The sequence below is a fragment of the Spirosoma lituiforme genome, from assembly GCF_054776635.1.
This window is the reverse complement of sequence record NZ_BAAHBO010000001.1, coordinates 651,534-676,121: the sequence shown is the minus strand read 5'-3', so window position 1 is coordinate 676,121 and position 24,588 is coordinate 651,534. Positions and strand designations below refer to the sequence as shown.

General features: G+C 50.4%; 19 protein-coding genes and 1 tRNA gene. 9 read left to right on the top strand and 11 right to left on the bottom strand.

Annotated elements, in window-relative coordinates; all coding sequences use genetic code 11:
- The first annotated feature begins 46 nt into the window (after positions 1-46).
- Together ACYU87_RS02845 and chrA are read left to right on the top strand one after the other, a co-directional pair.
- Entirely contained in the window at positions 47-1,003 is a 957-nt protein-coding gene (locus ACYU87_RS02845; protein ID WP_461132509.1) for an isopenicillin N synthase family dioxygenase, read from the top strand.
- Between the two features lie 83 nt (positions 1,004-1,086).
- On the top strand, positions 1,087-2,289 hold the full coding sequence (gene chrA / locus ACYU87_RS02840; protein ID WP_461132508.1) for a chromate efflux transporter: 1,203 nt from the start codon (positions 1,087-1,089) through the stop codon (positions 2,287-2,289).
- A gap of 5 nt (positions 2,290-2,294) precedes the next feature.
- Here chrA and ACYU87_RS02835 read toward each other — a convergent pair whose 3' ends face one another.
- On the bottom strand, positions 2,295-3,434 hold the full coding sequence (locus ACYU87_RS02835; protein WP_461132507.1) for a DUF4369 domain-containing protein: 1,140 nt from the start codon (positions 3,432-3,434) through the stop codon (positions 2,295-2,297).
- Positions 3,435-3,651: 217 nt separating this feature from the next.
- On the opposite strand from ACYU87_RS02835, the gene ACYU87_RS02830 reads away from it, so the two are divergent.
- Positions 3,652-4,125: an FKBP-type peptidyl-prolyl cis-trans isomerase gene (locus tag ACYU87_RS02830; protein WP_461132506.1), complete on the top strand. Its 474-nt coding sequence runs from the start codon at positions 3,652-3,654 to the stop codon at positions 4,123-4,125.
- A 70-nt stretch (positions 4,126-4,195) separates the two neighbouring features.
- Here ACYU87_RS02830 and ACYU87_RS02825 read toward each other — a convergent pair whose 3' ends face one another.
- Entirely contained in the window at positions 4,196-6,094 is a 1,899-nt protein-coding gene (locus ACYU87_RS02825; protein ID WP_461132505.1) for an AAA domain-containing protein, read from the bottom strand.
- A 188-nt stretch (positions 6,095-6,282) separates the two neighbouring features.
- On the opposite strand from ACYU87_RS02825, the gene ACYU87_RS02820 reads away from it, so the two are divergent.
- Entirely contained in the window at positions 6,283-6,549 is a 267-nt protein-coding gene (locus ACYU87_RS02820; protein ID WP_461132504.1) for a hypothetical protein, read from the top strand.
- Between the two features lie 31 nt (positions 6,550-6,580).
- Here the strand turns inward: ACYU87_RS02820 and ACYU87_RS02815 are convergent, their stop codons facing one another.
- Positions 6,581-8,380: an AMP-dependent synthetase/ligase gene (locus tag ACYU87_RS02815; protein ID WP_461132503.1), complete on the bottom strand. Its 1,800-nt coding sequence runs from the start codon at positions 8,378-8,380 to the stop codon at positions 6,581-6,583.
- A gap of 158 nt (positions 8,381-8,538) precedes the next feature.
- Between ACYU87_RS02815 and ACYU87_RS02810 the strand changes: the two genes are divergently transcribed.
- Entirely contained in the window at positions 8,539-8,862 is a 324-nt protein-coding gene (locus ACYU87_RS02810) for a hypothetical protein (protein WP_461132502.1), read from the top strand.
- A gap of 64 nt (positions 8,863-8,926) precedes the next feature.
- On the opposite strand, the gene ACYU87_RS02805 is transcribed toward ACYU87_RS02810, so the two are convergent.
- From ACYU87_RS02805 to ACYU87_RS02780, 6 genes are all read right to left on the bottom strand, one after another.
- Positions 8,927-10,300 carry a hypothetical protein gene (locus ACYU87_RS02805; protein WP_461132501.1) on the bottom strand — a complete coding sequence of 458 codons (1,374 nt, stop codon included), beginning with the start codon at positions 10,298-10,300 and terminating at the stop codon, positions 8,927-8,929.
- Between the two features lie 9 nt (positions 10,301-10,309).
- On the bottom strand, positions 10,310-11,392 hold the full coding sequence (locus ACYU87_RS02800) for a hypothetical protein (protein ID WP_461132500.1): 1,083 nt from the start codon (positions 11,390-11,392) through the stop codon (positions 10,310-10,312).
- A 78-nt stretch (positions 11,393-11,470) separates the two neighbouring features.
- Entirely contained in the window at positions 11,471-12,196 is a 726-nt protein-coding gene (locus ACYU87_RS02795; RefSeq protein ID WP_461132499.1) for a hypothetical protein, read from the bottom strand.
- Positions 12,197-12,388: 192 nt separating this feature from the next.
- Positions 12,389-13,675: an adenylosuccinate synthase gene (locus ACYU87_RS02790; protein WP_461132498.1), complete on the bottom strand. Its 1,287-nt coding sequence runs from the start codon at positions 13,673-13,675 to the stop codon at positions 12,389-12,391.
- Between the two features lie 122 nt (positions 13,676-13,797).
- Entirely contained in the window at positions 13,798-14,319 is a 522-nt protein-coding gene (locus tag ACYU87_RS02785; protein WP_461132497.1) for a Fur family transcriptional regulator, read from the bottom strand.
- An 80-nt stretch (positions 14,320-14,399) separates the two neighbouring features.
- Positions 14,400-16,652, bottom strand: coding sequence for a RelA/SpoT family protein (locus ACYU87_RS02780; RefSeq protein WP_461133619.1), 2,253 nt, complete (start codon positions 16,650-16,652; stop codon positions 14,400-14,402).
- Between the two features lie 228 nt (positions 16,653-16,880).
- Between ACYU87_RS02780 and ACYU87_RS02775 the strand changes: the two genes are divergently transcribed.
- The 3 genes from ACYU87_RS02775 to lepB all read left to right on the top strand — a co-directional run bounded on the left by ACYU87_RS02775 (position 16,881) and on the right by lepB (position 19,809).
- Positions 16,881-16,962, top strand: a tRNA-Leu gene (locus ACYU87_RS02775).
- A 110-nt stretch (positions 16,963-17,072) separates the two neighbouring features.
- Positions 17,073-18,419, top strand: a complete 1,347-nt coding sequence (gene tig / locus ACYU87_RS02770; protein ID WP_461132496.1) for a trigger factor — start codon at positions 17,073-17,075, stop codon at positions 18,417-18,419.
- Positions 18,420-18,639: 220 nt separating this feature from the next.
- Positions 18,640-19,809 (top strand): signal peptidase I, encoded by a 1,170-nt coding sequence (gene lepB / locus ACYU87_RS02765; RefSeq protein WP_461132495.1) that lies wholly within the window; start codon positions 18,640-18,642, stop codon positions 19,807-19,809.
- 151 nt (positions 19,810-19,960) lie between these two features.
- On the opposite strand, the gene ACYU87_RS02760 is transcribed toward lepB, so the two are convergent.
- Both ACYU87_RS02760 and ACYU87_RS02755 read right to left on the bottom strand, forming a co-directional pair.
- Positions 19,961-21,001 (bottom strand): hypothetical protein, encoded by a 1,041-nt coding sequence (locus ACYU87_RS02760; RefSeq protein ID WP_461132494.1) that lies wholly within the window; start codon positions 20,999-21,001, stop codon positions 19,961-19,963.
- Positions 21,002-21,105: 104 nt separating this feature from the next.
- Complete coding sequence (locus tag ACYU87_RS02755; RefSeq protein WP_461133618.1) at positions 21,106-21,726, bottom strand: L-threonylcarbamoyladenylate synthase; 621 nt, start codon at positions 21,724-21,726, stop codon at positions 21,106-21,108.
- Between the two features lie 347 nt (positions 21,727-22,073).
- On the opposite strand from ACYU87_RS02755, the gene ACYU87_RS02750 reads away from it, so the two are divergent.
- Positions 22,074-24,548: a TonB-dependent siderophore receptor gene (locus ACYU87_RS02750; protein WP_461132493.1), complete on the top strand. Its 2,475-nt coding sequence runs from the start codon at positions 22,074-22,076 to the stop codon at positions 24,546-24,548.
- Positions 24,549-24,588: the final 40 nt, after the last annotated feature.

Genomic DNA, 24,588 nt, shown 5'->3' with positions numbered 1-24,588 from the left:
GCGTCTCTACTAACATTACGTATTTTTGTAAAAATAGCTTCGCTCCATGTTATCAGAAGAGTTATATAACGAAATACCCTCGCTTGATTTGTCGGATTTTACGTCGGGCGAACCCGACCGGAAGGCGAAGTTTGTGCAGGATTTGGGCCGTGCGTTCAACCAAATTGGCTTTGTGGCTATCCGCAATCATGGGTTAACCAATGAGTTAACGACACGTCTTTATGATTCGTCAAAGACCTTTTTCGCGTCGCCCGACGAACTCAAGCAGCAATACGAACACCCTGAACTGAATGGACAGCGGGGCTATATCGGAAAAGGAAAAGAAACCGCAAAAGGATTTAAAGTCGCTGACTTAAAGGAATTTTACCATATCGGTCAGCCCGATCCGGAGGGGGCCATGCCCGCTAATGTGCTGCCCGCAGAAGTCCCTGAATTTGGGGAAGCAACCCTAGTCGCCTATCGGACCCTCGAAAATGCGGGGAAGCAACTCCTCCGCGCCATTGCGCTTTATCTGGAACTTCCCGAAACGTATTTTGATGATAAAGTAAAAAACGGCGACAGCATTCTGCGGGCGCTTCATTATTTCCCGCTTGATCCGGACACCACCCCCGACGGGGCCGTACGGGCCGCTCCTCATGGCGACATTAACCTGATTACGTTGCTGATGGGCGCATCGGCCGATGGCCTGGAAGTACTCCGGCGTGACGGAAAATGGATCGGCATTACGGCCCTGCCCGACCAGGTTGTTGTGAACGTCGGCGATATGCTGGACCGGCTCACCAACCATAAACTAAAATCGACGATTCACCAGGTGGTGAACCCGCCACGGGAGAAAATGAACCAGTCGCGGTATTCGATTCCGTTTTTTATGCATCCACGCGCAGAGATGGACTTGACCAGCCTGGAGAGTTGCATCGATACTCAGCACCCAAAGATATACGTGGACATGACCGCCGGTGAATTTTTGAACGAACGACTCGTAGAGCTTGGACTCAAAAAGTAGCTATATTCATGGCGATGATTGATTGTCAGGCCCGCTGGCAAGATCGCGTACTGCCCGTCGATCATCGCCGTTAATCGCCCCGTATGCTTCCTTACCTGTCTACTGTTCAGCCCGTTCGCCGAATTCGCATTTTCATCTTTCTGAAAGATGTGCTGATTCTGGCGCTGACGACGTTTGGCGGTCCACAGGTTCATCTGGCCATGTTTTACGAGCGTCTTGTGCTGAAGCGACGCTATCTGACCGAGGGAGAGCTACTGGAACTGAATGCACTGGGGCAGGTATTGCCGGGTCCAACGTCTACCCAGACCATTACGGCTATCGGATTCAAAATTGGTGGTCCCAACCTGGCTTATCTGACACTGCTTATCTGGGTTTTACCAGCCGTGAGCATTATGACGGCTGCCGGCATGGGTATCTATTACCTGGAGCAGCAAAAACTATCCCTTCAATTTGCGCGCTTTATTCAACCGATGGCCGTTGGGTTCATGGTCGTGGCCGGCTATCGAATCGGGCAGAAGGTCATAAAAAATAAGATCAGTCTGGCCCTGGCCCTGGTAGCTGCGGTGGCTGCTTATCTGTTCCGGTCGCCGGTTATGACGCCAATTGTGCTGTTGGTTGGTGGGCTAACCACCGCGCTGACGTACCAGCAACAGGAGCGAATGACCAAGAAGCCACTGCATGTACAGTGGGCTAACTTTTTTCTGTGGTTTGGGGTGTTCATCGGCGCTGCCATGCTGGGGGCCTATACGCAGTTGCTGTCGGTTCGGTTGTTCGAGAATTTTTACCGGAACGGAAGTTTCGTTTTTGGCGGGGGGCAGGTACTGACGCCTATGCTCTACAACGAGTTTGTGGCGTTCAAACATTACCTGACCCGCGAGGAGTTTCTGTCGGGGCTTGGTCTGGTGCAGGCCGTACCGGGCCCCGTTTTTGCGTTTGCCTCCTACATTGGGGCTCTTTCTATGCGGGATGCCGGGCTCAGTGGCCAGTTTTGGGGAAGTTTCGTTTCGACGGCTGGCATTTTCCTGCCCGGTACGTTTCTCATCTTTTTTGTCTACCGGTTTTGGGAGCAGTTAAAGCGCTACCGTGTTGTGCGGGCGTCGCTGGAAGGGATTAATGCGGCCAGCACTGGCCTGACGGCAGCCGCGGCCATAGCCCTGTTTGAACCAATGGCGCCCCACTGGCCATCGGTAGTGGTGGTCGTGTTGACAATTGGCGTCCTGTTGTATACCAAAATTCCACCGTACGTGCTGATTTTTGTCGGGTTAGTGGCAGGGGTTATTTTATAGCGATGTTATTTTTTGTTGAGCAACGCTTTTAAAGTGCCTTCCAGTGCCTGAATCGACATGTCCCGCCCGATTACCGTTCCATAATCGTCAACAAGTAGGTTATCCGACATTCGTTCAAGCGGAGAATCGGCCTGTCCGCCAAATGCATTTGGTAGAGGCAGGACGATGGGCCAGGGTAGCTTCTCTTCGCCGAAAATGTCCTGAACGAGATCATGGCTTAATGCGTTCGAAATGGTAATAATCTCCAGGCCCAACGGATGATAGACCGTGTAAAGCTTCTTAAGCGCACGATGTCTGAGTTGGTGAGAGGCCTCATAGCTTACCGAGAAATCGAGTAAAGTAACCTTATTCAGCTTCCACTGATCGACTAATCTGATTGTGTCGCCCGTCATCGTCAGCCCGTTGAAAAGGCCTGCTTTCTGGCCCACTTTATTGTGGGACAACGTTTCATTGATCTGTTTGTAAGAGGGGTTGGACCGAAAGTAGGCTAACTTGTCGAACAGGGCTAGCGTCGTTGCATAGGGTAATCCAGAAAAATTTGACGCAAACAGATACCAGCTTGACGCAGCTTCCCGATTCGCCAAAATTAATTGGGTCATAACCTGGTTATGTGCCTTGTTCAACGAATCGGCGGTAGGCTCAAACTTTACCAGTGCTACGGAAAGTGAATCGATCAACAGCGAATCGGTCGGGATAGACGTAGTAAAAAAATCGTCCCTTACTTTGTTTTGAGACTCACTTAATTCTTGTAGTAGATGTCGTTGACGCAACCACAACTCGCTACTCGGCGAGCCTGAAAAGAGTGGTTGATCAAAAGCTTTAGGATCAACTGCAATGTCGATTTGGGGAGCATCGAGGAAGAAATGAACATCGTCGGGATTGCCATCCAGCCAGATATAGGCTGGGCTATACTCATCTAGGTTGACGGTAAAAGTCGCATGCCTGTCCACTACGGTGGCTGTATCGATCAACGGAGGTTTGTGTAACCGGTTCACCACTAATTTCGCTTCTTTACCATCCCAGCCAATAGGCAAAAAACAATCGATCCGGCTCATCAATTGCGCATTGACCGAAACGGGAAAACAGAAACAGTAGAGTGCAATGCTCCAAGTGATCAGGTAGTTGATTACGTTTTGTTGGTGCATACTCGTCAGGTGGTCAGTAGTTATAAACCTACACGTTAATTCACAGAAAAGAAATTGTCCTGGTTACAGGCCGTATGAATAGAGGCTCGATACCAGGCAAATTAGTCGTAAACAGTTCTGGGATTTTGTTTCTGCGTAACTTTGACTGTGTTGTTGTCCCCTCGATACCGCTAAACAGGCTGTGTCAGAACACTATACGATTAGCTAAACACAATTCATGAAAAAATGCGCATTGGTTTTGCTGGGCTGGGCCCTCCTGGCAAGTAGTTGCCAGCAAAATGATAAACCCTGTACCGAACCTGTCGTTTCTGTTAAAGCGCCTGAAGAAGAAACCGCTGCTCTGAAGCTGTACATAGATGCCAACCACATTCCCGCCAAAGCCGATGACCGTGGGTTTTACTACACGATTGAGTCACCCGGTTCGGGAAATAAGCCAACTGCCTGCTCCAATGTGACTGTTAACTACAGCGGTAAGCTCACAAACGGAAAAACCTTCGACAGTGCTTCGGGAATCAGTTTTACCCTGAACCAGCTCGTTGTGGGTTGGCAGGAAGGCATTCCCCTGGTGGCTCCCGGTGGCAGCATCACGCTATATTTGCCCCCCAGTCTGGCCTATGGTTCGCAGGAGCAGGGCGACATTCCGGCCAATTCAATTCTGGTGTTCAAGATTGATTTGGTTAAGGTCAACTAAGGGAAAATAATTTTTCTGATTACATAGCCATGATGGTATGCCTTAGCTACGCAAGTAGGAAATCATCCTGTTACATCCATTCCCAGGCGCTCTGATAGGCATTCAGCCCTTCGGCGTAGGTGATAAAGTCCGCGTAGAAAGAAAGGCCGGACAGGGTGGCACTGTCACCGATGATGACCAGTTTCTTACGGGCGCGGGTCATGGCTACGTTCATTCGGCGCACGTCCGATAGAAAGCCAATTTCGCCCTGGTCGTTGCTTCTGGTCATAGAAATATAGACAATATCCCGCTCCTGCCCCTGAAAACTGTCGATAGTATTGACGGCTATTTTGGGCCGGTAAGGCTCAAGATCGGGGGTGTGCAGGAGTTGCTCGTTCAGGAGGTTTAGCTGCTGTTTGTACGGTGAAATGACGGCAATGCTCGGGAACATTGCCGGGGTATAGTGCGCGCCCAATTCGCTGACAGTATGCGTCAGGTGTTTGATCAGGAAGGCAGCCTCATCTGGATTTGTGGAACTCGTACCGTCCAGCTTTTCCTCAAATCCGCAGCCTGCCGTATCAATAAAGGTCAGAGCCCTATCGCCCGAGAACAGCGAATGGGTAGCGACTGATGCATGTGCCCGCAACTGATTGTTGTAAAACACCTGCGACGAATAACCCATGATGTGCTCGTGCATGCGGTACTGCTCCTCCAGCAACGTGACGGCTTCGGGATGCAGCGCTACGCATTTTTCCAATAGCGTGGTGTTTAATCCTTTACGGGCGGCTTCACTCGACTTGATCGTTGGCGACAGCTGGCAATGATCGCCCGCTAATACTAGTTTCTGCGCTTTTAGAATGGGTATCCAGCAGGCCGGTTCCAGGGCTTGCCCGGCTTCATCAATGACAACTGTGTGAAAGTTGAGGTTACGAATCAGGTACTGGTTTGACCCGACCAGCGTGGCGGTAACAACCTGCGCTTTGGCAATCAGATCGTCAACGATATACTGCTCGGTATTGCCCACATCTTTCATGATGCGATGGGCCTCGTCGAATAGGGCTTTCCGCTGATCGCGTTCGGCTTTACCGAAACTGCGCTTGTACTTATGCGCCATGTTCTTGAACTCATTCGCCTGTTTCTTGAGTTTTTTAGCCTCTTTCATCAGGCTATGTTCAGCCATTTTATGATCGAGCGTGAGTGCCATTAATCGCTCCGATACGCGGGCCGGGTTCCCCACCCGAAGCACGTTTAACCCTTCCTCGTGCAGTTTTTCGCTCAGCAGATCGACGGCTGTATTGCTGGGTGCGACAACGAGTATCTTCTGATGGTCCTGCCTGATCAGCGCTTTGATCGCCTGCACCAATGTGGTTGTTTTGCCCGTGCCGGGCGGGCCATGAACGATCGCTAACTCATTGGCCGACAGAATTTTTTCAACAGCCCGTAACTGACTGTCATTCAATTTTGGGATTGCCGGTTTTTGCCTGTCGGGGTAAAACGTAGGGGAGGACTGGCCGGTCAGAATAGCTACCAGACGGTTTTTAACGTCCTGGCTCAGAACATTGGCCGTTTTAAGTGCCTCTTCCATGTCGTCGTAACTCTTGTCATCGAAGAGCATTTCGACACCCAGCTTGCCATCGCGTGTCCAGTCCGGCAATTCGTCTGTCAGTAAGGTGATTTTGAGTCGATTACCACTCTGGTAGTGTATCGTCCCTTCCACACGGTCGGCCTTGGGATCATGGTTGCTGAAAAACAGGGCAGGTACCCCGGCGCGTAACTGATGGGATACATCCTGGTGCGTAGTCCGTTCTACTTCGACGGTCACGTAGTCGCCCCGGCTCATTTCTGACCCTCTGATTGCAATGGGATACCAAGTCAGGCCATTGGCTCTGCGTTCGGCTATGGAGGTGGTTTCGGTGAGTCTGCGGTACTGGTTACGGTCTTCGTCCCGTTCTGTTTTCAGTAAGTCGAGTAAGTGCTTAAAATAATCCATTCGCAAAGGTAGCCAATTCATCAGGTGCCCTGAAACGAATGAATAGACTTATGAATACCGCTTCACAACGCTGCCCGAATGGTAAGTCAAGACCTGCACCGAAAAAAGATGTGTTAAACAAGTATATATACTTAGCTGGTTATAAGTAAGATGAGTATTTTTAGGGCGCATCGCCTACCTGTTTACGTATGATTATTCGCGCACAGACCATCGATGCTACCAATCAGCATCGGTACTTTTCCTGGAGTTTTGTCGATCTGGAGCTTACTTTCGACGTTCTAAACGAGATTGTTTCGACGGGTGCTCAACTCATAACCGTCGAACTACTTGATAAAGGTCGCCGGGCTTACCTGCCTGCTGGTTTAGCGGACGAAGGTGAGCTACTATTCGTTGCAGAAGTGCATCAGTTGGAATGCGACTGGCAGCAGCTTCTGGGTGTACCGACCGATCAATGAACTGATACCTACGGGTAGAACGAAAACAGGTTTACTGGTTACTGGAGGCATAAATTTGTGCGATCTGATTTTTGTAGTTATCTCGAATCACCTTTCGTTTCAGCTTGAGCGTTGGGGTCAATTCGCCGTTTTCGATAGTCCATTCGGCAGGTAATAAGGCAAACTTCTTTACCTGCTCTACGTGATTGAAAAATCGATTGTATTTCTCCACTTCGGTCATAAACAGCGCGAAAACCGATTTATCCCTAACGGCGGTGTCAGTACCGGGGTAGGCTTTCTCCTGTAGCGTGTACCATTCTTTTAGCCCTTTGAAAGAAGGAACAATCAGGGCACCAACGAACTTTTCGCCTTCGCCCACCACCATAATCTGCTCGATCAGCGGGCTTTCCATTAGTTTATTTTCGATGGGTTGGGGAGCCACATACTTGCCCCCGCTGGTTTTGAAGAGTTCCTTCTTGCGGTCGGTGATCTTCAGGAACTTACCGTCAACCATACTGCCGATGTCGCCGGTGTGAAGCCAGCCATTGATGATGGTTTCGGCGGTCAGATCTGGGCGTTTGTAATAGCCCATCATTACGTTCGGTCCTTTGCAGAGGATTTCGCCATCTTCAGCAAAGGCAACAATAACGTCTTTGAGCAACGGCCCAACGGTGCCGAACATCCGGTTTTCGTCGCTGTGGCGGTTTCCGCTGATAATGGGCGATGTTTCGGTCAGGCCGTACCCTTCCATGATCACAATCCGGGCGGCTCCGAAAATCTTAAGCAATCGAATCTGACAGGCTGCTGCACCGGTAATAATGGCCTTAATCTGCCCGCCCAGCGCGGCCCGCCATTTGCTGAATATGAGCCGGTCTGCCAGCGCCAGCTGGAGCCGGTAACCAAGTGACTGCGGGGTATTTAGTTCGAACTGCTCGGCTAACCTCAAGGCCCAGAAAAATAGTCGTCGTTTGATACCAGTCAGTTCTTCCCCCTTCGCGAGTATACCTTCGTATACTTTTTCGAGCAGGCGGGGAACGGTGGTGAAGAGCGTGGGCTGAACATCCCGTAAATTTTCACCAATCGTATCCATACTTTCGGCGTAGTAGATGGCGGCTCCACCATATATGTAACAGTACGTGGCCATCCGCTCAAAAGCGTGGTTGAGGGGTAAAAAGCTCAGTACTTTTTGGCCCTGAATTCCGACCTCTCTCAACAAAATGGAACTACTGAAAACGTTGTTCAAGATGTTCTGGTGCGAGAGCATAACCCCTTTAGGCGTGCCTGTTGTGCCAGACGTATACAGAATGGTAGCCAGATCGGCGGGGGTTATGGCCCGTTGCCGTTTTGTTAGTTGCCGTTCGATGTCCGGCGTTAGGTCTATCAGTAACTCCCGCCAATGCCGGACATTGCTAACCTGATCAAAGGTAAATACGGCCTGTAAGTCGGGTAAGTCAGCCTGGATACTGGCCACTTTACGGGCTAGTTTTTCATCGCCAATAAACACCAGTTTTACGGCCGCGTCCTGTAGAATAAAGTGAAGTTCGGTCGGATTGATCGTTGGATAAACGGGTACAGAAACAGCACCCGTCTGCTGAATCGCCAGGTCGACCAGCATCCACTCGGGTCGGTTTGCGCTCAGAATGGCAATTTTATCCCGGCCTTCGGCCGTGCCATCGCCGTCGTTTATGCCCAGCGTAAGCAAGCCTGCACTCAACGCATTGACCAGATTACTTACATCCTGTGTACTGTAGTGTTTCCATTGGCCCGCTTCTTTGACGCATAGCATATCGTTGAGCGGGAAATGTCGTTGTTGGTAGCTCAGGCACTCAAACAATAAATTCGGTTCGTTCATCGAAACCCAGGTTAATGCGTTGGTTTAGGGTATAACGATTTACGGGCAGATAAGGATTTGTCTCTTTTTTACCATTTGCCCAACACTCCTTCGCTGGCGGAGTTCATTACAGAGAGTGTCAGCCCAATGGCTGCCGTACCGTAAATCTACATGCCCGAATGACAATTGAACTGTATGCAAGCCCCAAAACGACAGGTAGCTCAGAGCGCCCCGAATCGCCCGTCTCGAACACCAACGGAGAATTGCCCGATACGGAGCCTACGCTGGATTTCGGCGACCTGATCGACACGTTTGACTCCCGTGAAGAAGCCATTTCGTTTATTGAGAAGCAGCTGGCGGAACGAAATCAAGTGCTTACCGAAACAACAAGCGGTTCTTTCGATGCGTACACGCATGTCGAATGGCTCACCATCAATACGCTGACTGAAGACAAACAAGCCAGGAGTGAGCAGTATTACCTGGTCACCGACGAAGGATACTAGATACGCCCCGCTGTTTCAGGCGAGAACATCTTTCCTGAAACAGCGAGCGTACACAAAAAACGATCTACAACTCGTCCGAGAGGAATTTCCGGATTGTCTGATGGGGGCGTAATCCCGGCGCTTTTCCGTTCGTGCCATTGATGGCGGGCGTACTCGCAGGCCGGGCTTCGCTGGTTCGGCTACGGTTCCCGTTTTGCAGAGTCAGCATTTCTTTGCGAAGCTGCCGCTGTTCTTCTTCGCTTAAAACGGTGCGGGTTGCTTCGCCCTGTCCGTAACCATCGTTAAAATTACTGATCCGACTGTCTGTCTGTGCCAGTTTCAGTTCGGCCAGTAATTCGTTGAGATCGGTGGTTATCGTCTGTCGCTGCTTTTTCAGCTCGCTCAAATCGGGCAGTAAATCGAGGTTGTGCTGCAACACATTTTGCTGGGTACGTTGTTCGGCTAACTCAATGTCGAGCGGGGCGATTTCCTTATCCAGTCGTTTCAGCCGACGGCGCAGTTTCCACAACTTAATGTCGGCCTGAAGCCACCGAAACCAGAACGCCGAAAGTACCGGCAACGCTATTCCCAGGCACACGGCACCCGCCAGCGCAAACAGAATGCCACTCAGCACAAACGAAAGCAAGGCCCACGGACTGTTCACCAGCGCCAGGTTCAACTCGCTCGATTCGCTTAGTTGCTTCTCGATTTTGTTTATCGTAGCGGGGCTAAGAACCTGCGTAGTCGCCGAAGGATCTGTATTCAACTGAAGCTGCCGAACCGATTTGTTGATGGCCGATTTAAGTTGGTCGGTGCGGTAGGCTTCGTACCGAAACCAGCCCAGTACGGCCAGCGTAATGACCGCAAACACGGCCAGCGCAATCTTGAACTGACCGTATCGACGCCCGTTTTTGTCCGGGTCCTCCTGGTATGGTTTTTCGATAAGTCGGTCGTAGGCCGGTTTGAGCAGGATAGACACCATAGCCAAACCAACGGCAAAGGCCCAGGCTTCGTTGGTATCGCGGATGTTGAGGGCGTAGGCAACAATTTCGTGGGAAATGATCAGATCACCCGCCAGAAACGAAATGCCTGCCACCAAAAACAACAAGCCCGCAAACAGTGAATAATCCGGCGACGCTTTAGTCCGACGTTCGCGTAAATTAGCCCGATCCGCCAGCACAACCTGCCGGTCGGCTTCCCGTTGACCCACCTGTCGGGCCAGTCGCTCTACCTGTAGCGTATGGATTTGTAACGCAGCGAAGGCTGCACGATTCGCTTCGGTCGCTTCCGAAAGCTGGTGGTTGATGGCGGCTACTTCCGTGCGTTTTTCGTCAATTCGTTCGGTAAGCCAGTCTGTGTTGATCTGGCTCGATAAATACCCTTCGTATGTTTCCCGATTCACGCCTTCCACACCACTTGTGTAGCCGTGATGGAAGTCTGGGTTGTTTGTTGGCTCCATAGAAACTAGTTAATGATGCATGGCAACTGGCGACCCAGCTAGAATGACTTTCCGCTGCTGCTCCGGGAGTCTGTCGCGGAGACTTCGGGCGAGATCGAATTCACTCAAAAACAGGTTAACAAGTTCATCGCGCCGGGCGTTCAACTGCGAAATTTGAGTCTGTGTGTTATTCAGGGCGGTTACAAGCGGCCACTTTTGACGGCGAAGCGTATCTACCTCCTGGTTCAGCCGATCAATTTCGGCTTCCCAAACCGGCAACCGTTGCGCTTTTGTCTGAATCAACTGGCGATTCGCGTCAATATTGGCAAAGTCCGTTTGTAAAGTAACAAGGTTGCTCAAAAACAGATTTCCCGCCAGAAGGAACAGAAAAAAGACGAAAACAAACAGCGCAACGGCCTGGCCTGTCGACTCCGACTGGAGCGCCTGGACCAGCACAAACAGCGATGCCGCCAGCGGCAAACCGGTTTCTGCCACTATTCGCCGAACCGACAAGCGAGCCCCTTCCTCGTATAAGAACGATGTTCGATAAAACAAATTGAACATACCTGCCAGAAATATACCCATCGCGATCAGCCGATTAGGAAACAGCGGGCGCAATGTTTCATCGATCAGGTAAAAATTACAGACGCAAACGCCTAGTGAAAAAAACAGACTCGCCACCGTCCGAATCAGGTTGCTGGGGCGGGGTTGCTGATCAACCAGTTCGTTGATCTGATCCCGAAGGGTAGTCATTCGATTCTCCTGCTGGTCGATAACCAGATTAAACTCACCAATTCGCTCGGTGTTCTCGTCTGCTGATTCGGTCAACGGAGCCGTTTGCCGGGCAAAAAATGACCGTATCTGCGCAACCTTTCCATCGGGTCGGGCCTCCGACAAACCAAACAATACGCCTTCATCACGCAGGGAATCCTCGTCGGCCAGCCATTCGGGTAAAGGGTCCGGAACGTGAGCGGATAATGGACTGACGGCAATCGGCTGAGTAGGTAAGCCGGATGGTTGTGAGCCAGATACCGAAGGCGGTAGCGTCGGTACGCCCGTTAGGGCAAGGGGTGCAGCGGAAAGAGAACGGCGGAATCGTTGAAAAAACGTCATTAGTAAACGCTGGCAAAAGCGAGTAAGTGAACTGAATGCCTGGTAGTAAACGGACTAAGCAGCGGAAACGTACGTTAGTTAAAGCCGAAAAACGCGTTGTAGAGCACTCCAGAGACGTTTTTTTAAGTTTTGATCGGCTTCAATGGTTGGCAGGGAGTCAGCCATCAAGAACGTGATTCCCTCAAACCGAACCGGCGAATAGCGGTCCATCATGATGTCGAGGTTAATTCGTTCGAAAGGTACCCCGAAGGTGATGAAATGGTTAATGTATTTGCCCCGTAGTAATTCGGCAAAGTCCATCCCCTGTACCCCGTGCAGATTCAACAGGTCTACGCCATCAACGTTCAGGTTGACAGCCTTCAGGATCTTCTCCAGAAACAGCAAATTACTGGGGTCCAGTTCTTCATCGGCCAGCAGCAGTACTTTGTGATTCAACTGGGGCATTCTTGGTTGCTTCTGGATTGGCGGCAAGATAGAAGGAGCCACAGGACGTGGTGCCGGTTGCGGCAATGGCTCCGGTATGGCCTTTACCGAAACGGGCTCCGGAGCAGGCCGTACGACGGCAACGGGTAGCATGTCGACAACTACCTCTATTTCTGTCGTATTCACCGGAAAGACCGATGCCCCTTCAAGCAGTTCATCCAGCTCAGAAAGCAGATTGGGGGCATCGTCAACAACCGTGACCTCCTCGATCGCCACGGATGCACCTACCTGGGTGTCAGCGGGCGACCCCCACGATTCGCCGTCTACCCGGAATAGGGTGTCGGTCTGGTAGACGGTCTGGTAAAAATTCTTTACGGACATACCTATAAAACGCTGGTAAGAAGTTAGTCTGGGATGGGTTATCCCGCCTGAATGAACCAGGGCCAGCTGGTGCCCAAACAACGAACGGAATGGACAAATAAGCTACCTTCGTGTCGCCAAAAATAGGCATAAAAGCCGCCCCTGCTTGTATAGCGGGGGCGGCTCCCAGACAATTTATGCTATAGATGCAGACTACGCAACCACGGCCTGCCGATGAATGATGGCTTCTCGGTCGGGGCTGGTTGATATAAAGTTGATGGGTAAACCTAACGTATCTTCCAGGAAGTAGACATACGTGGCCAGTTCGGCGGGCACATCAACAAACGAGCGAATATCAGTCAGGTCTGTTTGCCAGCCTTTAAATGATTGGTAAATCGGCGTTACGTCTGTGTCGCAAAGGTCATACGGCATCTGTTCGGTAAGCGTACCATCGGCGAGTTTGTAGTGCGTACAGACCTGAATTTCGTCGAAAATATTCAGGACATCCACTTTCATCATCACCAGTTGGGTAACACCATTGATCATGATGGCGTATTTGAGGGCGGGTAAATCCAGCCAGCCACACCGGCGCGGACGGCCCGTGGTAGCGCCGAATTCACGCCCTTCCTTGCGGATCATCTCACCCGTTTCGTTGTTAAGCTCGGTTGGGAAAGGGCCGCTACCCACGCGGGTACAGTAGGCTTTGAAAATGCCGAATACTTCACCAATCTTACGGGGAGCTACGCCCAGACCCGTACAGGCACCGGCCGCCATGGTGCTGGAGGACGTCACGAATGGATACGAACCAAAATCAATGTCGAGCAGAGAACCCTGAGCCCCTTCGGCCAGCACTTTCTTGCCGCTGGTCAGGGCGTCGTTGACGGCGTATTCACTGTCAGTCAGTTGAAACTGTTTCATGAACTCAACCGCGCCGAAGAACTCAGCCTCAGCCTGGGGCAAAGCCGCTGCATAATCGAAGTTGTTCTGTTCCAAAATAACCTTGTGAACAGCTACCAGCTTCTGGTATTTATCCGAAAAGGTAGGGGATTCGATATCGCCAACCCGAAGGCCTAAACGAGCTACTTTATCCTGATACGTTGGACCGATACCCCGCAGGGTCGATCCGATTTTGGATTCACCTTTCGCCTGTTCATAGGCAGCATCCAGCAAGCGGTGCGTTGGCAGAATGATGGATGCCTTGCGGGAAATCTGTAGATTTTCAGTTAAGGCTAGGTTGTACTTGGCTAATCCGTCAATTTCTTTCTTGAACACAATTGGGTCGAGCACAACGCCGTTGCCAATGATGTTCAAAATATCATTGCGAAAAATACCGGACGGAATTTGGTGCAGCACGTGCTTCAATCCGTTGAATTCGAGGGTATGGCCGGCATTGGGCCCTCCCTGAAAACGGGCTACAACCTGATACTGCGGAGCCAGTACGTCCACAATTTTACCTTTTCCTTCGTCGCCCCACTGGAGGCCTAATAAAACATCGATCATTCTTGAAAAAATTAAAAAAGGCCCCGGTTAAGCAATCGTGCGTTGTCATTAAACCGGAAAATAGCTACAATCACGTTGCCTGTCACAGTGATTGGGTTAGTAAGTCCTCCCGATAACCTGATTTACTCACCTACCGAAGCATGTGCCGTGTTGGCAGGCTGGCTTTGCGCGTTTTTATCGGTCTGGCGGTTTTCACACTGATCTCGGTTGCAGGAACCGTAAAAAATCAGGGAATGGTGCATCACGTTGAACTTTAACATGTCGCCCACCATATTCTGAATATTCTGGACCCGCGGGTCGCAAAACTCCATTACTTTGTGGCAATCGGTACAGATCAGGTGGTCGTGCTGCCGGAAACCATACGATTTTTCGTACTGTGCCAGGTTGCGGCCAAACTGGTGCTTGGTTACCAAGTCGCAGTCAACCAGCACGTCCAGCGTATTATACACCGTGGCCCGGCTAACCCGGTACTTTTTGTTTTTCATCGAGATATACAGCTCGTCCACGTCGAAGTGGTCTTGCCGGTTGTAAATCTCTTCCAGTATGGCAAACCGCTCGGGCGTTTTTCGAAGGCCCTTCCGTTCCAGGTAGGCCCGAAAAATCATTTGAGCAGCATCTAAATTTGTTTGAGTCGAAGCAGGCATAAGACAAAAGTAATGATGAATAATGAATGATGGGTATCACCGGCCGAAGCGATGCATCATTCATCACCCGTATTCATCGGTTAAGAATCAAAACGTACGATCTCAAATACGCCCTGAACTCGTTCGAGTTTCTGCATCAGGGTTTCGAGGTGACCCGTATCGTGAACGTATAGCCGGATATTTCCCTCAAAGATACCGTCTTTCGAATCAATCGCCACAGAACGCATATTAATGTGCAGTTCGTTGCTGATGACCCGCGTCACATCATTGATTAAACCCACCCGGTCGGTGCCGGTAATGCGGAGCCCGGCCAGAAAAGCCAGCTCTTTCTGGGACGTCCACTTCGCTTTAATGATCCGGTTGCCATGGTTGGACATTAACTCGACGGCGTTCGGGCAGGTGACCCGGTGAATTTTTATGCCATCGTTGATCGTCACAAACCCAAAAACGTCGTCGCCCGAAATCGGGTTGCAGCATTTGGAAAGCGTGTAATCAATCTTGTCCATGTCCTCGCCAATGAGGAGCATATCAGCATCGGCTCGCTCGCCGTGGATTTTCTTTAACTCTTTCACAAACGCCTTTGCATCGGGCAGGGCGTCGGTGTTGAGTTTATTGGCGCGATTTTCTTTTGCTTCTTTATCGGATTTGAACTTCTTGAGTTCGCCGACGTCAATGTGTCCTTTGCCGATGCGGTAGAAAAAATCGTCGGTGGTTTTCGAGCCGAAATACGCCCGCAACTGGTTGATCACCTCATTGGTCATCTCCATCCGCAATACCCGCAACTTCTTGTTGACCAGCTCGCGGCCATCCGTCACGAACCGCTTGTTCTCTTCCTTGATTAAATCTTTGATCTTGGTTCTGGCCTTCGACGTAACCACAAACCGCAGCCAGTCTTCGCTGGGTTTCTGACGGTTGGACGTGATGACTTCAACCTGATCTCCGTTTTGCAGTACGTAACTCAGCGGCACCAGCGTGTTATTGACCTTGGCGGCCATGCACCGCGCGCCAATCTGGGTGTGAATGTCGAACGCGAAGTCAAGCGCAGTGGCGCCACGCTGCAACACCTGAAGATCGCCTTTGGGAGTAAAGACAAAAACTTCTTCACTGTACAGATTGCTCCGGAAATCATCGACAAACTCAATGGCTGCTTTTTTATCGCCCTTACCTGCCGACTCGATCATGTCGCGAACCTGGCTAATCCAGGCTTCGATGCCCGCCCCGGTCTGGGTATCGTTGCCTTTGTATTTCCAGTGGGCTGCGTAGCCTTTTTCGGCAATTTCGTTCATCCGTTCCGTACGGATCTGTACCTCAACCCACTGGCCCAGGCGGCTCATCACGGTTGTGTGGAGCGACTCGTACCCGTTGGTTCGTGGCGTACTGATCCAGTCTTTCAGCCGGTCCGGGTTTGGTTTGTAATGATCCGTTACGATGGAGTAAGCCCGCCAGCAGGCTGCTTTTTCCTCATCCTGTGGTACGTCCAGGATAATACGGACGGCAAACAAATCATAAATTTCCTCGAAGGGCTTTTTCGACTTGTTGAGCTTTGTCCAGATCGAATAAATGGATTTAGGCCGCCCTTTAATAACGTATTTAATGCCTGTTTCGACCAGATCCTTTTCAATTGGCTCGATAAACCGCCCGATGAACCGGTCACGGGCCAGGCGGGTTTCGCGCAGTTTCTTGGCGATATCCTTGTACGCTTCCGGCTCAACGTGCTTTAGATACAGGTCTTCCAGCTCCGACTTGATGCTATACAATCCCAGCCGGTGAGCCAGTGGGGCGTATATGTAAATCGTTTCCGAGGCAATTTTCAACTGCTTATCGCGGGGCATCGAGTCCAGCGTACGCATGTTGTGAAGCCGGTCGGCGAGCTTGATCAGAATAACCCGTACATCGTCTGACAGGGTTAGCAGCATCTTCCGGAAATTCTCGGCCTGCTGCGATGTTCCGTACTCAAAATAGCCCGAAATCTTAGTCAGGCCATCAATGATTTTGGCAACTTTAGGACCAAACGCCCGATCAATATCGTCAATGGTTGTGTCGGTATCTTCCACAACATCGTGCAGGAGGGCGGCTACGATACTGGTTGTTCCCAGGCCAATTTCTTCGACGGCAATCTGAGCGACGGCCAACGGGTGATAGATGTAGGGCTCTCCCGACCGGCGACGCATGTTCTTGTGCGCTTCGGCCGATGTGTTGAACGCTTTCTTGATCAGCTTAGCGTCGTCGCCCTTTAACATTGGTTTAGCTGCCCGCAGTAAACGTCGGTAGCGCTTCAGGATTTCCTGCCGCTCCAGTTCTAAATCAATAACGGGTTCGGCTGAGACATTCATCATAGTGGCTTCGTTGCGGTAAATTGCCTTTAGGTTGGGTTGCACTCTCCTTACAAGTTAACAAATTAATAATCGAAAACGGATGGAATAATTGTGAAAAATAAAACTTCTGAAAAAATGCTTTGCATAGTCAATTCTTTTTGTACTTTTGCACCCTGAAACAGCTGAAACAACCACCGGTTGATCAGCCTTCAGCGAACGGTTTCTACCCGTTCAGGCCATCAATTTGCGGGCGTGGCGAAATTGGTAGACGTGCCAGACTTAGGATCTGGTGCCGCAAGGCATGGGGGTTCGAGTCCCTCCGCCCGTACTGAAGTTTGAATGAGTGATTGAATGAATGAGTGAATTGTATTTTGTCGCATGGACTAACATTCACTCAATCATTCATTCGCTCATTCATCATTTTAAACCGATACAAACGTGGATATTACTCTAGAAAAAGCCAGCGATACCAATGCTTCGCTGAAAATTACGCTGACCCCGGCCGACTATAAGCCAGAAGTTGATAAAAAACTGAAAGATTACGGTCGTAAAGTTCAATTGAAGGGGTTCCGTCCAGGTCACGTTCCCGCATCGCTTGTACAGAAAATGTACGGCAAGAGTATTTTGGTCGATGAGATCAATGCCATGTTGAGCAAAACGGTTAGCCAGTATATCCGTGAAAATAAACTTCAGGTTGTAGGCGATCCCGTCCCCGACCGGGAGCAGGCTGAAGCCATTGACTGGGATAATCAGTCTGACTTTGCCTTTAGCTACACACTGGGGCTGGCCTCTGAATTTGACATTGATTTCAGCGATCTGCCAAGCGTAACCCAATACGAAATTCAGGCTGGAGAAGCTGAAATCGATTCGACTATTGCCGATTTACAACAGCGTTTTCACTCACACGCCCATGGCGAAGAGGTAAACGACGGCGATACGATTTACGGGGAACTGAAGCAGGTTGACGGTCCGTTCTCCGCCAAAACAGCTTTCCCAATGAACCAGATGGCCGAAGAGGCCAAAGCGCAGTTTGTTGGCAAGAAAAAAGGGGACGTCGTTACGTTTGTGCTGGAGCAGGCTTTCCCGGATGAGAAAGCGCGCGCCAATGCAACGGGCGCTCCGAAAGAAGAAGTAGCGAATCTGACGGGCGAATTTACGTTTGAGGTTGACGATGTAACCCGCCACGAACCCGCTGAGTTGAACCAGGAGTTTTTTGATAAGGTGCTGGGCGTAGGGGCCGTTTCGGATGAAGAGCAGTTCCGTGGTAAAGTAGCCGAGATCATCAAAGGCAACTACGGCCGTGAGTCAGCGCAGTTGCTGCGGCTGGACATCGAAAAAACGCTGATCGACAACACACCCATTCTGCTGCCCGACGAATTCCTGAAAAACTGGTTGCTGGAAGTAAACGAAGGCAAATTCACGCCGGAACAAATTGAGGAGCAATACAGTGACTTCACGAAGTCAGTGAAACTGCAACTCATTAAAAACAAGATCGCCGAAAAAGCTGATATCAATGTTGAGTTCGACGAAGTACTGGCTGTAACGCGCCTAATGGTTCAGGAGCAGTTTGGCTTCATGGGTGGCGAAGACGAAGAAATGAATAAAACCATTGACCGCATCGCTCGTAATTACCTGATGGACGAAAAGAACAATGGACAGAATTACACCAGCACATTCAACCGGGTGTATGATGATAAAGTAATTGAGTACGCTAAAACGCAACTGACGATTGCTACGCAGGAAGTAACCGTTGATGAGTTTAAAGCATTGGTTGAAAACCGGTAGCAAATTGATTTCCATGTAGCAGAAAGGCTCAGTCAACGACTGAGCCTTTCTGCGTTTATAACACGAACAAACAGGGTTGGGAAGGGGGGGCATCACGCTGTTCAGCCATATATATGGCCGTTTCTGTAAAATGGAATGTTGCGTGAGACCGCGATGGGTATCTTACTCTCATTCAGCTGCCCAGCTGTTTTGGTAGTTACGCTAAACCCCCTTTCCGGTCATGTTCAGAAAAAAAACACAAGCGGCTGGCCAGCCAGTTAAGTCCAAAAAGTCGCCCCTTCGGGAATGGCTTGATTCCCTTTTATTTGCCGTAATTGCGGCTACCCTGATCCGGTTTCTGACATTCGAGGCTTTTGCCATTCCCACGCCTTCGATGGAAAACAGCCTCATGGTGGGTGATTTTTTGTTTGTTAGCAAGCTTCACTATGGTATTCGCACGCCAAAAACGCCCTTGCAAATACCGTTGACGCACCAGAAAATATGGGGCACAAACATTCCTTCCTACAGCACGGCCATTCAACTGCCTTCGTTCCGGTTGCCCGGTTTTACGACGGTGAAAAATGGAGATGTCGTTGTTTTCAATTACCCGCCACTCAAACCGAACGAACCTGCGTATCCATCCGATCTGAAAACTAATTTTATCAAACGATGCATTGGGATTCCGGGTGATGTCATTGAGATCCGGCAGCAACAGGTCTATGTCAATGGCAAGGAAATGGTTGTACCGGCCCGGTCGGAAACGACCTATTTCATAAAAACTACCGAAGTACTTGACGAGCGGTTTTTCCGGAAATTCGACATCGTTAATGACTTTAAATCCGAAGAAGGGCCGTTTATCAACTGGCAACCGCTCGAACAGGTCAATGAGGCAACCAAAACATCGGTCCTGGTGGGGTATCAGATCAATACGACCCAAACCGTAATCGATAAATTTCGGCAGTTCGACTGGATAAAAGGCATTGAACCACTCCGCGAACAGGCAGGTCAACGGGATGCTCGCATCTATGGCGGGGCGGCCTACGCCTGGAATCAGGATAATTTTGGCCCGCTCAACGTACCCAAAAAAGGGGTAACCATTCCGATCAATAAGCAAACGATTGCGGTGTACGGCCCTATCATTGAGCGCTACGAAGAAAATAAAAACGTGGTACTAACCCCATCCGACATTCAAATCGACGGAAAACCGATCAGTCGTTACACCTTCAAACAGGACTACTATTTCATGATGGGCGACAACCGCCACAACTCCGAAGATTCCCGTTACTGGGGCTTTGTACCCGAAGACCACATCGTTGGTAAAGCAGTTTTTGTCTGGTTATCGCTCGACCCCGTTCCCGCTGATATTTTCCACAAAATTCGCTGGAGCCGGGTAGGGAGGTTGATTAACTAGTATAATATACCGATCAGGAGTGAATGGAGATGATTCTCTGTCATCCCGACGCTTGACGTCAGCAGAAAAATTAATTTGTTATTCACGGTTACGATAAATAAGAAATGGAGACTCCGGGAGTCTCCATTTCTTATTTATTGACTAAGCCAGCTTACTGATACTGGATATACATTGGTTTTGGATCCAGCGCCAGTACTTCAGCTGGCGTCATAATGCGGGAGCCAGGTTTCCGGAAGTCGTTGTCGTAGAACAGTTTAAAGCCAGTGTACTGTACGGGCTCCTTCTGAATGTAGTCGTGGTACGAATCTTTCTTGAGTACGGGCGGTCCCCATCCATCCATGTCCATAACGATCTGGACATTGGGGTCGAGTTTGATGTTTTTGTAATTTTTGATCATGCCCTGCGTAAAACGGTGAACCACCAGTACTTTAGGAGGCAGGTTATTTTCTTTAACGATCCGGCTCAAAAACTGGACTGCCTGGTTGACATCGGCGGCATCGTAGCTGCCAATTTTTGTACCCGGCTTGGCTCCCGTTACCATTGAGAACTCAGGGTCGATGCCCAAATGAACGAAGGGAAGCTTAAGGTACTTTTCCATGTAAGCCATCTCCGGGCCGAGAGGAGCGTGGCCCCGCTGAATGTCCAGAAAGACAATGGCTTTATGCTCGTTGCCCCATTTCAACACTTTTTTGATGGTTTTGTCGGACATGCGCATCCGGTAGCCGCCGTCTTTACCCGGCGCCCCCTGAGCTGACGTGGCAACCAGGTGTAGCGCAGGCTGAATTGGGGTTGCGGGATCGGCTTTCTGCCAATTTTTTATCTCATCGTCCAGCCGGCGTAGCATTTCTTCTTTAGGGTATTTGCCCAAAGCACCCATCTTTTTGGAATGGGGGTTCCCGTAATAGGCAAATATGCGGTATTTGGGTAGCAACGCACCCGTTGGGGCGTAGGTAAGCGAATCGAGAGAAGGATCACCGGTAGATGCGCCACCCGAGCGGCCTGCGGGTGCCGCAGCAGTAGCTGCCGGCGTCTCGGATGAATCGGTTGCGGTGCTGGATGTTTCCGGACTTTTAGCGGATGCTTCAACCGCAATTTTCCCCGTTTTTGACGATTCTTCCTGTTTTGATTGTGTTGAGCAGCCGGTTAGCTGGCTAAGTGCCAACACAGATAGCGCGGCCAAAGAAAAGCGCATACGTAAATGAGATGAGATTTGAATAATTCACAAAAAAAGGGTTGCAGTCCGGTTTAGAGGAGAGTCAACCCTAGCGTGCAAGTATAGAGCCAAAACCTAACTTATCAAAGAACTAATTCACCAAGGCCCTGGCGAATGACCGAAAAGTCATCGTCGGTAGCATCAACGATGGTGGAGGGCACGTTGCCCCCGTACCCCCCGTCAATCACGATATCGACCTGATGCTGGAACTTCTCGAAAATCAGTTCCGGGTCCGTTGAGTACTCAATGATTTCGTCTTCATCCCGAATGGAGGTCGTAATAATCGGGTTACCCAACTGCTGCACAATCTGCCGGGGTATGTCATTATCCGGTACCCGTATACCCACCGTTTTTTTATTGGTGTTGAGCAGTTTCGGCACGTTGCCCGTAGCCTGAAGGATAAAGGTAAATGGACCGGGCAGCAGACTCTTCATGAGCTTGAACGCCTGGTTGCTTACTCGGGCGTAGTCGGCTATGTGGCTCAGATCGTAGCAGATAAACGAAAAATCATTCTTTGTTGGTTTGATTCCCTTTATGCGGGCTACCCGCTCCACGGCGCGGGCATTATGAATGTCGCAGCCCATACCATAGATCGTATCGGTTGGGTAGATGACAACGGCTCCATCGCGGAGCGCACGCACAATGTGTTCAATTCGACGGGGATCGGGGTTTTTGGGGTAAAGCTTGATGAATTCGGCCGCCATAGTAATCGTTTTGAGTGTATGAAAAGCGGCTGCCATCGACTCGATGGGCCAACCTGCCATGCTTGATAAACGGTAAAGGGGCTAATCCGGTTTCGCTGGTTGGTCTGACTATCGGACAAAGTTAATCCGACTCCGGACAGCATCTGGTGAAGTAGTTTTATGGATCGAATGAACGGGATATAGCGGAAGAACCTACTAAACTTTGCCCAGACCGTATGCTAAAAGGGTAAGTAAATAGGACGCTTCGATGAATATCAACCTACGTTTCGTCATCTATTTGTAATAAAACTAAATAAACATAATTTTGCAGCGATTAACAGTCCCCCTCACATATCGCTACACAGCCAATGAAGATACGTTGTACCTGTCTGTTTGTACTGCTCAGTTCGTATATATTTGCCCAGAATGGGACGATTAAAGGTCGACTAACCAACGACACTGGTGAACCAGTTGACATGATTCATGTGATGCTGGAAGGTACCAGCAAAGGCACAGTCAGTTCGGCCTCGGGTGAGTTCTCGCTGACGGACGTAGCCGCCGACAAGTACCAGGTCGTTGTGTCGGGTGTTGGTTACACAACCGTTAAACGGCGCGTAACGCTGGCACCGGGCGAAACAGTAGTGCTGAATCTCAGCCTTCAGGAGAATACGCACCAACTGCAAACCGTTGAGATCACCGGCCGGCGGGAAACGACTTATAAAAACGATGTATCGTTCATCGCCAGCAAAACGGCGACTCCGCTCAAGGAAATACCACAGGCCATCAGCTACGTAACCAAAGAAGTGCTGCGCGATCAGGGCGCCTTTACGATGGGCGATGCCGTCAAAAATATGAGTGGTGTAAACCAGTTTACGTTCTACGACGATCTGACTATTCGTGGGTTCCGCATGAACGGCGGTAGCACCACCCAGCTATTTAATGGATTGCGCACATTTTCGGGTTTCTGGAAACAACCGCCCGTCAACTACCTGGAGCGGGTGGAAGTCATTAAAGGGGCGGCTTCGGCTCTCTACGGAAATACATCACCGGGTGGTACGTTGAACCGGGTTACCAAAAAGCCCCTGACTACCAACCAGAAGTCGCTGATGTTCACCACGGGTAGCTTTAATACCATGCGGTTGCTGGCCGACTTTACGGGCCCGATGAACGAGAGTAAAACGTTGCTCTATCGATTGAATATCGGTTATGTCAATGCGCAGAGCTTCCGTAATTTGCAGTTCGACAAAAACATCATTATTGCACCCTCTGTCTCGTTTTTACCCACCGATAAAACCCGTATCAACTTCGATCTGGTCTATAATAAATCAAATAGTCGGCTCGACCGGGGCCAGTCGGTGGCCGGAAATAACCTGTATTCCAGCGCTACGGCTACGTCGCTGAACGCCGTGAATGATTACCTGAACGAAGAGACGTACCTGATTACAACCGCCCTCAACCATCAATTCAGCCAGAACACATCGCTAAATATGGCTTACCTGCGGACTGGCTACACCGAAGATCTGCTGGAGCACCGGAGTAGTAACACGAATGGAGTTGATTCGGCCGGGGTAGCCATTCCAAATCTGGTAGCCCGTCAGGTGTTTGTCCGGCAAACCAAATCGTTCATGGACAATTTCTCGCTGTTCCTCAACCACAATTTTAAAACGGGCCGGGCCGAACACAAGCTGGTTGTCGGTTATGACTACATCCAGTCAACCACCCCGAAAGGGTCAGGTCAGCAAACGGCAAATGGCTATCTGCTGAAGGCGGGTGGGGCGGCTGCCTACAACGCAAAACGTCCGGACCTGTATCAGTTTTATACGTATACCAGCAACGGGGTGACCCGAAGCATTCCAAGACCAAATGTTTCACATTATGACCTGACGCTCCAGAACAACCAGCTGGAAGACGTAACGAAATACACGTATAATGTAACGGCCAACGCGGCTACCACGCCTGTTTTTTACTCGCTGCATGGCCTGTATCTGCAGGAACAGATCAAACTCGACCGTCTTCAGGTTCTGCTCGGTCTTCGTTACGATACGTACATCGACAAAAAAGCCTATACGACCGCTGCCGAAAACAACGTGACTCAGCATGCGTTACTGCCCCGGATTGGTGCCGTTTACAGCGTGACCAGGAACGTTAATGTGTACGGTACGTATACGAAGGGCTATAACCCACAAGACGCCACCGTACAGAGCGATCCCACATCGGGCGGGCCCTTCGACCCAATCCGAAGCTCACTCACCGAGGTTGGTTTAAAGACCGAATGGCTGGATGGGCGGCTGACGGCCAACGCAGCCGTATATGACATCACGCAGAGCAACACGCTTTACTCCGCTAACGCTGTCGATAACCCAAACCTGATGATGCAGATCGGGCAGGAGCGGGCGAAAGGAGTCGAGCTGGACGTAACGGGGAATATTCTACCGAACTGGAACCTGATCGTTACATACAGCTACAACGACGCTAAAATTACGGACGCGGGGGTGCGGGTAGCCGACCAGGCGTTCCTGAACCTGCAAAAACCGAATGCGCCCAGGCACCAGGGCAGCTTCTGGACAAAATATACGTTTATAAACCCCGGCCTGAAGGGGCTGGGATTGGGTTTAGGCAGTAATTTTGTAACGGAGCGAAATCTGTCGCTGAATAACACGCAAACGATTCCCGCCTACATGCTGGTTAACGCTGCAGTCTACTACCGAATCGAAAAATTCCAGTTTCAGGTTAACCTGAATAATCTGGCCAATAAAACGTATTGGGTAGGCGGTTATGATTACCTGCGGTTGTTCCCGGGGGCTCCGCGCAACTACATGGCAACGGTTTCGTATACCTTCTAGAGTTTTCGACCGGATTAACAGGATACACAGGATTTTGCAG